The organism is Mycoplasma leonicaptivi ATCC 49890 (assembly GCF_000622205.1).
GTDB lineage: Bacteria > Bacillota_I > Bacilli_A > Mycoplasmatales > Metamycoplasmataceae > Mycoplasmopsis > Mycoplasmopsis leonicaptivi.
On record NZ_JHWE01000029.1, the window covers coordinates 1 to 10,781 of the forward strand.

Consider the following 10,781-nt stretch of genomic DNA (forward strand, 5'->3'; position numbering starts at 1 on the left):
TTTTGGTGATTTACCTGTTTTGCTATCTAAATTCATATTTAAATTATACAAGTTAATTTTTTGTTTAAATCTATAAATTACGTGCTTAGTAAATTTAATGTTATTTTGATTACAAAAATTAGTTCAAAATAGTTGTTCACTAGCAAAATTATTATTTGCTTTGTAATACTCTTTGATTCAAAATTCTCATTGTTTGTGTGATAAATGTTTGCTCATTTTTATGGGCGAAGCCCGAGGGGTATACCCCTCCCCCTTCCTTTTGTTTTATAAAAGAAAACACAGAAATAACTGTGTCATTTCTGTGTCCCCCTTTAAGATGTTATTAATAAAAATTTATATTTATTTTTTTGTTAATTCATTAAATCAACTTGATTTAGTTCTAATAAGTCTAACTCTTCTTTTTCTTTTTTATAAAAATTAATTTTCTTGATTAAATCACTAATAAAATTAGAAATTGTTTTGAATTTATTTTCTTTAATAATTTCATTTATTTCAAATAAAACTCTTTTATACTTATTCAATGTTTTTTGCATTTCTTGTTCTTCGTTTTCTTTATTTGAATTTAAATAATTGTTTAAATACTGAATTAAATCCACAATATTATCTGAAATAACAAGTTTTTGTTCAATTATATTTTTTGTAGTATTTAAAATATTGTTATTGTAATTTATTTTTGATACAATTTTTGATTTATTTTTTCTAATAACTTTAATAGCTTCTACAACTTTTAAAGATTTCTCTTTATTTTGAATTAAATACCCTAATTTTAAAACATCATCACGATTATAAAAAATCGTTTCTTTTTGAATTATTTCAATTTCAGTTTTAGTTAATTTTTTTGAAATTAATGAAGAATTTTGTAAAGAACCATTTATATATAATAAAGCGCCTAAAATACCTGCTATTCTACCGTTAGAATAATCTTCTTTTATTGCAAAAACTGATTTAAATTTTTTACTAATCTCACTTTGTTTTATTTTAGGAAAATAATTATTAGAAAAAAGATTTTTTGGTATTAATTTGTCTAAAGAGATAGAACTATAAGGAAATTCTTCAACTGCATATGTTTTTAAATTAAATAATTTTTGAGTAATTGAACTTTCAAGACTTGGTCCTCACCCAATAAACTTAATATTTTCTTTTGTAATATCTATTTTTTTACCAATTAGTATATGAATATCATTTGTAAGTATTTTTTTTAAATGAGCAAAATAATCATCAAATGCTTCTTTTTTTGTTAAAAATTTTAGTTGACTAATATGACTACGTGTTTTTGTTTTTTTATTTTGAGAAACTAAACCGATTGTATAACAAAAAGGTAAATCTTTAATTTTTTGTTTTCTAAACTCTTTATTTATTGAACCAAATATAGAAGAAAAATTTGGTGGTACAGCTTCAAAATCAATTAATATTTCATATTTTGTTTTATTCATTTTTATTTAATGAGAATTTTAGAATATCTAATTTATTTTCTAAAAGATTTTTTTCATATTCTAAAAGATTACTCAATTCACTTTCTAACATTTTTGCAATACCTAAATTAGGTTTAGTAACAGGTTCTTTTGGTGCAAATAATTCACATGTTTCATTAGCTTGTATTACTGAAATATCATGTGTATTTATTTTTTTAGCAATATCAATAATTTCGTTTTTATCAAAAGTTAATAAAGGTCTTAAAATTTGTAATTGAGTTGCTTCGCCTATCGTGTTTAAAGATTCAATAGTCTGCGAAGCTACCTGACCAAGATTATCACCATTAGAAATAGCTAACTGATTATATTTTTTAGCAATTTGCTCAGCAATTCTGTAAAAACTTCGTCTCATTAATGTTATTTTATAAGATTCTTTTGATACAAAAGAAATATAGTTCATTAAAACAGAATAGTCTGCAAAAATTAAATTACTTGTTACTTGATAATTATTTAATACTTCAACTATTTTCTTAATTTTATTAACTGTTTTTTCATCAGTTTGAGGAGGTGTTATAAAACTTAAAAAATCAACTTTTAAACCTCTTTTCATCATTTGGAAAGCAGCAACAGGTGAGTCAAAACCACCAGAAATAAGGTGTAAAACCTTACCAGAAACACCTACTGGTAATCCACCTAAACCTTTGTAATAAGTTGAAAAAATATATGTTTCTTTTTGTCTTACTTCAACATAAAAAACCTGATCCGGATTATGCACATCAACAGATAAAAAACTTTTTCCATTTTCATCATTTGTTTTTTGTAATAAAAATGAACCAAGATTTCTATTTAAATCTTGTGAAGTAAACTCAAAGGATTTATTGTTTCTTCTTGCTTCGATTTTAAATGTTTTTGTTTTATTATCTAATAAACTAAAAACACCTTCTTTAATTTTTTCAATATTATTTTGACAAACAATAACCGGTGAGTATGAACTTATACCAAAAACATAATTTAATTTTTTTAAATTATGTTCTGAAAATGATAAGTACATTCTGTCAAATTCCACTTGTGGTTTTTCACCAACAATATGATAAATATTATTTGAAAGTTGATTAATAAATGTTTTTCTGTTTTTTTTCTTTAATACTAACTCTCCATATCTTATAAGTATTTTTGAATACATAATCCTCCTATTTTTTGCTATATGTTTTTTTAAAAAATTCAAAAACTTCTTGATAATTTTTATTTTTATACAAAATTGAATTTTTATCAATTATATTTATATACACATTATTATCATTTAAATTCTTTTTTGAAATATGTTCAATAATTTCATTTAATAAATGAAAATATTTTTTATTTATTATTATTTTTTTACTCAATTTTACTAAATTTAAAATAAAATCATTTCGTTTGTTTAAATCATTTAGAATTTCTCTAAAATTATTTTTTTCATATTCTAAGTATTCTGTTTTAAGTTTTGATATTAATTTCAAATTACTATTATCTTGTGGTAAAAATTCGTTTTCTATAATTTTTTTATATAAAATTTTTACATTTATAACTTCATTATTTTGCGTAATATTAATTTTTTGATTATATTCTTTAATTAATAAACAAATATTAATATTTGACTTTATTTGTTTTAAATTAAAAACAATATTTTCTATAACATTCAAATATTCACATACTTCTATTTTTGAAATATTCTGAATTAAAAAATAGAAATTTTTTAGTATTTGATTAAATTTATTTTTTATAAATTTAATACTTAATTCTTTTTCATTATATTCAATAAATTTTTTTATATTTTTTAATTCAGTTTCTAAAAAATGTAAATTCTTATAGATAAAAAACCTTATTTGCACCTTCATTTCATTTTGGTATTCAATATTTTCAATTTCGTTATAAACATCTTTAATTTTATTTGTTAAATTGTTCATTTTAGTAGCATCAATATTTAATAATAATGAATTATTTAAATTGATTAGCATTAAATATTTCTTTTTAAAATCTTTTAGGTTAATTATTTTTTTATTTAAATCTATAAAAATTAAATAATGGATCTTTTTTACATTATTTAAATAACTTGTTAAGTTATATAAATAATTATTATTTAGCATACATAATTCTAGTGCTTTTAAAAAATTTCCATTATATTTATTTTTATCAATTAAAGTTAAATTTTGCTTTATTTCATTATTTTTTTGTACTAAATTATCAAAAATATTATTAATTATAAATTTATTTTTTAATAAAAATTTTTCAATGCTGTGACATTTTTCAAGAACAAATGCTTGATTTTGTTCAATTTTTTTTCATAAAAACACAAAATCTTTTGATAAATAATTAAAATTAACAAAAACTTTTTTTATTTTTTTATTTTTTTTATTAAATGAAAAAAAGTTTTTAATTGATTTAAAAAAATATTTTTGTAAAACAGAATCAAGAGTTATTTTATTTTGAATTTCGATATTTGTATATAAATTTTGAATCTTATTGAAAATATTATTTAAATCTTTGTAAAGAATACTATGCTGATCACTTTTTCTTGATACAACTAATAAATTACATAAAACAGATTGTGAGAAATATAATTCCTGTGTTAATGTTTGAAATTTTGCAGGTATTTTTTTATTAATAAGTTTTAATATAATTTTTTTGATTAAAATTAAAATTAAAATGAGTTCAAGAAATAATAAAATTCCAAAAATTATTCAAAAAATAATTTCAATTGAAACCATAATTTAAAAAATTAAAACACATTATTTGTGTTTTTTACCTTGTGAAATTTCTTTTTTTAAATCAAAATCTATTCTGTATAAGTAATCATCAATTGCCATTGCTAAACCATCTTGTTCAACTGTTGAGGTAAAATATTTAGCAAAGGTTCTTGTATACGGATCTGTATTTTCCATTGCATATGGAAAACCTGCTAATTCAAACATTGAAATATCATTTTGACTATCACCAATAGCCATAACTTCTGATAAAGGTATGTCAAAAATATTTTCACATAGTCATTTCATACCAGTACCTTTTGAAACTCCATTTTTTGTTATTTCAATATGTTTATCAAGTAAAACTACATTTAAGTCAACATTTTTTTCTTTTGTTAAATTATAAAATTTTTCAAGTTTTTCTCTTGGACCATATGCTTCTATTTTATGTAAATCCTCTGGGATTCTACCATCAAAAATCCAATTGTTATATTCACAAAAATCAGTCATAAAATCAATTTGTTTTTGGTCTGCATTTCTTAAATAATATTGATGTGTTCCAAAATAATAAAGTCCTATATCAACTGTATCCGCAATATCTCAAATTTTTTGTGCTTCTAACTTAGAAATATATTCAATATTTAAAATTTTCTTTTCTTGATTATCAAAAATTAATGCACCATTAGAACATACAATATATCTTGAACATAAAGAATCTGCAAGTCTTTGTATTTTTTCATATGGCCCATTTCCAGTATTAATTACAAAAAAAACATTTTTTTTATTAATTTCTTTTGTTTTATCTATATTCACTTGTGATAAATTTTTACCTGGAAATGGATAAATTGTACCATCTACATCACTAAAAATCGCTGCTTTTTTCATATTTAAAATTATAAACCAAAGTAATAAAAACATAAAAAAGTATATAAAAATTGCTATTTTAATATGAATATAAAATTAATTTTTGTTAAATTTAATAAATAAAAAACTAATTTTATATTTTGTATAATTTATCTATGAAATATCAAAATTTAATTCAAAAACAACGTGATTTTTTTAAAACTGGAAAAACTAAAAATTATAAATTTAGATTGCAGATATTAAAAAAATTAAAAGAAACTATTAAAAAATATGAAAATGATATTTATAATGCATTATATCTTGACTTAGCAAAAACTAAATATGAATCTTATATTTCTGAATTAGGACAAGTTTTAAAAGAGATAACACTATTTGAAAAAAAACTAAAAAAATGAGTTAAATTAAAAAGTGTATCGACTGGTTTACAAGGTTTTTTAGGAAAAGCATATCAAACCTTTGAATCTCGTGGTGTTACATTAATTTTTGCACCATGAAATTATCCAATTTTATTAACATTAAAACCATTAATTGGATCGATTGCAGCAGGTAATTGTTGTATTTTGAAACCATCGGAAATTGCTTCTAATTCTTTAAATATTATTAATAAAATTATTAGTGAAATTTTTGATGAAGAATATGTTGCTGTTTTTAATGGTGATGTTCAAGAAACAAATTTATTATTAGAAAATAAATTTGATTATGTGTTTTTTACAGGTAGTTATTATGTTGCTACACAAATATCACAAAAAATTGCTAAACATTTAACTCCTGCGACTTATGAACTAGGTGGAAAATCTCCAGTAATTGTTTTTGAAGACGCAAATATTGATAAAACTGCAAAAGCAATTATTTATGGAAAAATATTTAGTGCAGGTCAAACATGTATTGCACCAGATTATATTTTGATTCATCAAAATATTTATCAAAAATTAATTGAAAGATTAATATTTTATATTGATCAAATGTATTTAGATGAAGCATATCCAAAGATAATTAATCAAAAACACTTTTTAAGAATACAAAAATTATTACAAAATCAAAAAATTATATATGGTGCGGAATCTGATTTACAAAAATTAAAAATAAAAACAGCATTAATAGATAATCCAGATTTAAATTCGTTAATTATGCAAGAAGAAATTTTTGGCCCATTATTACCTATTTTAAAATTTAAAAACAAGAAAGATATTGACAATATAATTAATAAATTAGAAAAACCTTTAGCTCTTTATGTATTTGGTAAAAATAAGCAAAATATTCAAGAAATAATTAATAATTATTCATTTGGTGGCGCTTCAATTAATGATACATTAACACATCTTGTGATTGAAAAACTACCCTTTGGAGGTGTTGGAAACAGTGGTTATGGTAGATATGGTGGTTATGAAAGTTTTAAAACATTTAGTAATCAAAAATCGGTTTATAAAAAGTTTTGACTTTTTGATTTAAATTTAAGATATGCACCATACAATAAAACTTTAAAATGAATTAAAAAAATATTAAAATAAATCAAAGTGTGTTAAATAACATACTTTGATTTATTTATATTGAAAATGTTTTTTAATGGGGCACAGTATTCTTTAAATACTTCTTTTGGTTTTTTAATAAAAATAAACTTCATTTGTTTTGAACTATCTTTTTGTATAGTAATTATTCTTAATTTAGAAATAATATTAAATAAGATTAAAATACCAAAAACTAAAAATATTCCAAACATAAATGCTAAACTAAGTGACCAAGAATTATTTGGTCATTGACTAAATTTTCCTAATGTATTTATTCCTGTTCTTCCTAAATAGAATCAATTTGCACCTCAGGCTATAACATTTTTATCGGGTGTTTTTGAATTTAAAGCGATTTGATAAGACATTTCATTTAAACCAAAAACTACAAAACTTAAAATGTTTAAAACTATTATTCCTTCAAATACAGAAACAAAAGTTATTTTTGATTTTTTACCATTTACTATGTGCATAAAAATCGGAGCATAAAATACATATGCATGAGCTATAACAAAATCTCAAAACAAAATAGTATCATATCCAGTGTTTAAACCTGCTTTTTCATATTCCTTTGTACCTGGTACTAAATTATTGTAAATAATATCTCCTTCAACAAATTCTTTTACAACACCTAAATTTGCAAAAGCAAATGCAACAAATGCAGATATAAAACAAACAATACTTACTCTATTTACTATATGAGTTTTGTTAAAAATAAACATCAGCATTAAAACAAAAAGTAAAAATCTACAAAAATGCATCGGGATTGCTTCTCATTTAAAGGGATAACTACTATATAATATTGCTACACTTCTTATTATTGTAAAAATAAGTGTAATAATACCAATTATTCTGAATAACCAGACTTTGTTAACTGTTTTAAATAAAAACTTTTTGTTTTCTTGATTAAAAAAAACATATATTTTTTCTTTTTTCAATCAAGAAATTAGCATTGCTAAAAAAACTAAACTAAGTAATAAAAAAAACATTCATTTAGAATCTATAAAAGATATTTTATTTATTTTTCAAGTAAAAAACGTATTCATTATTTCCTTTGTATTAAAAAAAGGAGTTAGACTCCTTTAATTTTATTATATATTAAATTAATTGATTGTCTTCAAATGTTTTTCTAATTGCTTCAATCGCTTGGTCTTCATCTTCACCAGAAACTTTAATAGTGATTTCATCACCAAATTTAATTCCAAGTGCCATAATGTTCATAATTGATTTTAAATTTCCTTGACGACCTTTAAAAACTAATTGTGAATCAGATTGAAACTTACCTGCTGTTCCTGTAATTAATGTTGTTGGACGAGCGTGTAATCCAATTGGATCAACAATTTTTGCTGTAAATTCTTTCATATTAAACCTTTCAATTCTGTATTAATCAATAATAATTATTATAACATATTTATATTAATGTCTTAAATCAATCAAAGACAAATTTTTCAATTTTATTATATTTTTTTGATAAGTTAAAATGTTCTTGCAATAGTGATGAATTTGCATCGTAATCTTTAAATATTTCTTGCATATCATTAATAACATTACCAGAAACAATATCCATTGTTTCGTATTGAGAAAACATACTTCTAGAATCTAAATTATTCGTTCCTAATCAACCATATTTATCATCTACAACACCCATTTTAGAATGTAGAAAATGATTATCGTAAATTTTTATTTTTAAACCAAATGGAATAAATTTACTTAATTGACTCAAACTAATTTTGTAAACAAATTTTTTATCAGGTAAACCTGGAAAATAAATTGTGATATCTATTCCACTTTTAAGAGCAATAATTAATTGTTTTTCTAATGCGTTTGTAAGCGAGAAATAAGGTGTTGCTATTTTTATATTATGTTTTGCATTAGACAATATTGTTAATCAAAAATTTTCAGCCGTTGAATAATCTAAAGAAGGCGAATCCTGTGTTAATAAAGCACTTGAATGATAGTTTTTTGTATAATCATATTTTTTTAAATATGTAGTAACTTGTAATTCTTCTTTGGTGATAATTTTTCAAAATTTACAAAATAAAATATTATATTGATTAACATATGGTCCTGTTATTTTGTAATTAACATCAATTCAGTGCCCATATTTTTTAGATAATGAAGCATATTCATCAGAAATATTATTACCACCAGAAAAAACGATTTCATTATCAATAATGATAAATTTTTGATGATTTCTTGAAAATGAATTAGAATGAATAAATGGATAATAAATTTTTCCAATTATCTTTATTTTTATTTTATTTTTCTTTGTTAATTTCATTAACTTTTTCTTTTGATTACCAATTGCACCAAAATCATCAACAAGTCATTTAATATCAACACCTTCTTCTTGTTTTTTCTTTATTATTTCAATCAATTCATTTGATATTTCACTATTTTTGATTATGTATGTAACAATAAAAATATTTTTTTTGGCTTTTTTTAGATTTTCTAGTAAATCATTATAAAAATGATAACCTTCACTATACATTTTAAAATCTGCATATGATGCAATTGAATTAGATATTTTTTTATATTTTTCTATTTCAGGAACATAAGTGTTTACTTCAGAAATACCAAAATCTTCTTTATAAGAACTTAAAAAATATTTAGGATCTTGATTAATTTTAAGTTCATGTTTATTTTTTAATACTAAACCAAAGGCTAGAAAAGCTATATGACCAATAATTGGTATTAAAATTAATAAATATATTCAACTAAACTTAGCTTGATCATTTCTTTGTTGTGAATATATAATAAATATAAAAACAACATTTGACAGATAAAGAGCTACAAAAAAAGTATAAATATATTGCTCACCTATTCTGTTTACCAAAAATACAATACCAGAAACAAAAAGACCAAGAAAAATTATTTGAATTAAAACAGATAATACACTTTTATAAATTTGAGTTCTTTTCATTTTTATATCCTTTTTAAAGTGTTGTAGATTTCTTTACCAATTGCTTTTGCAAGATTGCACGGAACAGCATTACCTATTTGTTTATATTGATTCGCCATACTACCAATAAATTCTCATTCATCTGGGAACGATTGTATTCTTGCGGTTTCTCTTACAGATAATGGTCTTGTTTGTGTTGGATGACACCTTTCTGTTTGTTTCATTTGTGGTGTTGTGAGAATCGTTAATGAAGGTTCATTAAAACTTAATCTTCTTAAAATACCTGTTCTTCCACCCTCCATATCTCAACATGTTTTCATATATTTTTTAGCAAGTTCTTCTGGAATATCTTTTCATCAACCACCTTCAGGAACAAGTTCAAAAAGTTCTTCTTTTTCTTTACTATATTTAGCACATAAACTATCTGGTACGCTTTTTAAAACATCTTTTAAAACTAATTTTTTATCTTCTTTTTTAGGGAATTTAAAGGATGTTTTTAAAACAAGATCATTCCTCAAACCTATAACGATTAAACGTTCTCTTTTTTGTGCAAAATTATAATCATTAGAGTTTAAAACTTGGTATTGAAGTGTATAACCTTGACTTGATAATATATCAAAAATAGTTTGAAAAGTTTTTTTATTATCATGTGTTAAAAGACCTTTAACATTTTCAAATAAAAACATTTTTGGTTGAAATTTTTCTAAAAATTTTGCGTAATGATAAAACATTGTTCCACGAACATCTTCTAATCCTAATCTTTTACCTGCATAACTAAAACTTTGACAAGGAGCACCACCTGAAAGCAAATCTAATGAATATTTTTTTATTTTAAATTCTTCTTCCAGATCTTTTGTAGCAACAACAGAAACATCTTCTTGTAAAACATTTCAATGTTTTCTATTGTGTTTTAGTGTGCTTGCAGCAAATTTATCAATTTCTACTAAACATATGTGCTTAAAACCTGCTTGTTCCAAGCCTATTGCTAAACCACCAGCTCCAGCAAATAATTCTATACTTTTCATCTAACCTCTTTTAATATTTATATTATGTTTTAATTATACATTTTCCTTTTATATTAAAATAAAATATCATAATTTTCTCTATTTAGTAAAAATAACAAGTAAAAAATACTCATTTCCCGAGTTTCTCACTTTTGGGCATAAAAAATGCATTTTTTATCAATTCAAAAAGACTTACCTAATATATATATATATATATATTAGGTATTTTTATAAAAATTCTTTAAAAAATTAGTTATTATTAGTTATTATTTTGATATAATATTAAGTATGAACGAAAAGAAAAATTTAATGCTTTTTAATTCAGGCGGAAGTAAAAAGGGAGCAATTTATAAATATGTAGGTTGAAGTAATGGTTT

General features: G+C 22.0%; 10 protein-coding genes. 1 reads left to right on the forward strand and 9 read right to left on the reverse strand.

From position 1 onward, the window contains the following. The 5 genes from BU00_RS0102120 to BU00_RS0102140 form a co-directional block, all read right to left on the reverse strand. On the reverse strand, window positions 1-216 hold a 216-nt coding region (locus tag BU00_RS0102120; protein ID WP_027121296.1), incomplete at its 3' end, for a hypothetical protein. 134 nt (window positions 217-350) lie between these two features. Next, on the reverse strand, window positions 351-1,433 hold the full coding sequence (locus BU00_RS0102125; RefSeq protein WP_027121297.1) for a hypothetical protein: 1,083 nt from the start codon (window positions 1,431-1,433) through the stop codon (window positions 351-353). Continuing rightward, window positions 1,426-2,595: a tRNA uracil 4-sulfurtransferase ThiI gene (thiI, locus tag BU00_RS0102130; RefSeq protein WP_027121298.1), complete on the reverse strand. Its 1,170-nt coding sequence runs from the start codon at window positions 2,593-2,595 to the stop codon at window positions 1,426-1,428. Before thiI ends, BU00_RS0102125 begins: the two co-directional genes overlap by 8 nt. A 7-nt stretch (window positions 2,596-2,602) precedes the next feature. Then, window positions 2,603-4,156 (reverse strand): hypothetical protein, encoded by a 1,554-nt coding sequence (locus tag BU00_RS0102135; protein ID WP_027121299.1) that lies wholly within the window; start codon window positions 4,154-4,156, stop codon window positions 2,603-2,605. Window positions 4,157-4,177: 21 nt separating this feature from the next. Further along, on the reverse strand, window positions 4,178-5,017 hold the full coding sequence (locus BU00_RS0102140) for a Cof-type HAD-IIB family hydrolase (protein ID WP_027121300.1): 840 nt from the start codon (window positions 5,015-5,017) through the stop codon (window positions 4,178-4,180). Window positions 5,018-5,151: 134 nt separating this feature from the next. Between BU00_RS0102140 and BU00_RS0102145 the strand changes: the two genes are divergently transcribed. Then, on the forward strand, window positions 5,152-6,504 hold the full coding sequence (locus BU00_RS0102145) for an aldehyde dehydrogenase family protein (RefSeq protein ID WP_027121301.1): 1,353 nt from the start codon (window positions 5,152-5,154) through the stop codon (window positions 6,502-6,504). 11 nt (window positions 6,505-6,515) lie between these two features. On the opposite strand, the gene BU00_RS0102150 is transcribed toward BU00_RS0102145, so the two are convergent. The 4 genes from BU00_RS0102150 to BU00_RS0102165 are packed head-to-tail and all read right to left on the reverse strand — an operon-like array spanning window position 6,516 to window position 10,425. Then, window positions 6,516-7,544: a TMEM164 family acyltransferase gene (locus BU00_RS0102150; RefSeq protein WP_027121302.1), complete on the reverse strand. Its 1,029-nt coding sequence runs from the start codon at window positions 7,542-7,544 to the stop codon at window positions 6,516-6,518. Window positions 7,545-7,596: 52 nt separating this feature from the next. Continuing rightward, on the reverse strand, window positions 7,597-7,860 hold the full coding sequence (locus BU00_RS0102155) for an HPr family phosphocarrier protein (protein ID WP_027121303.1): 264 nt from the start codon (window positions 7,858-7,860) through the stop codon (window positions 7,597-7,599). 49 nt (window positions 7,861-7,909) lie between these two features. Next, a complete protein-coding gene (locus BU00_RS0102160; RefSeq protein ID WP_027121304.1) occupies window positions 7,910-9,421 on the reverse strand; it encodes a phospholipase D-like domain-containing protein in 1,512 nt (503 codons plus the stop codon). 2 nt (window positions 9,422-9,423) lie between these two features. Then, entirely contained in the window at window positions 9,424-10,425 is a 1,002-nt protein-coding gene (locus tag BU00_RS0102165) for a DNA cytosine methyltransferase (RefSeq protein WP_027121305.1), read from the reverse strand. Window positions 10,426-10,781: the final 356 nt, after the last annotated feature.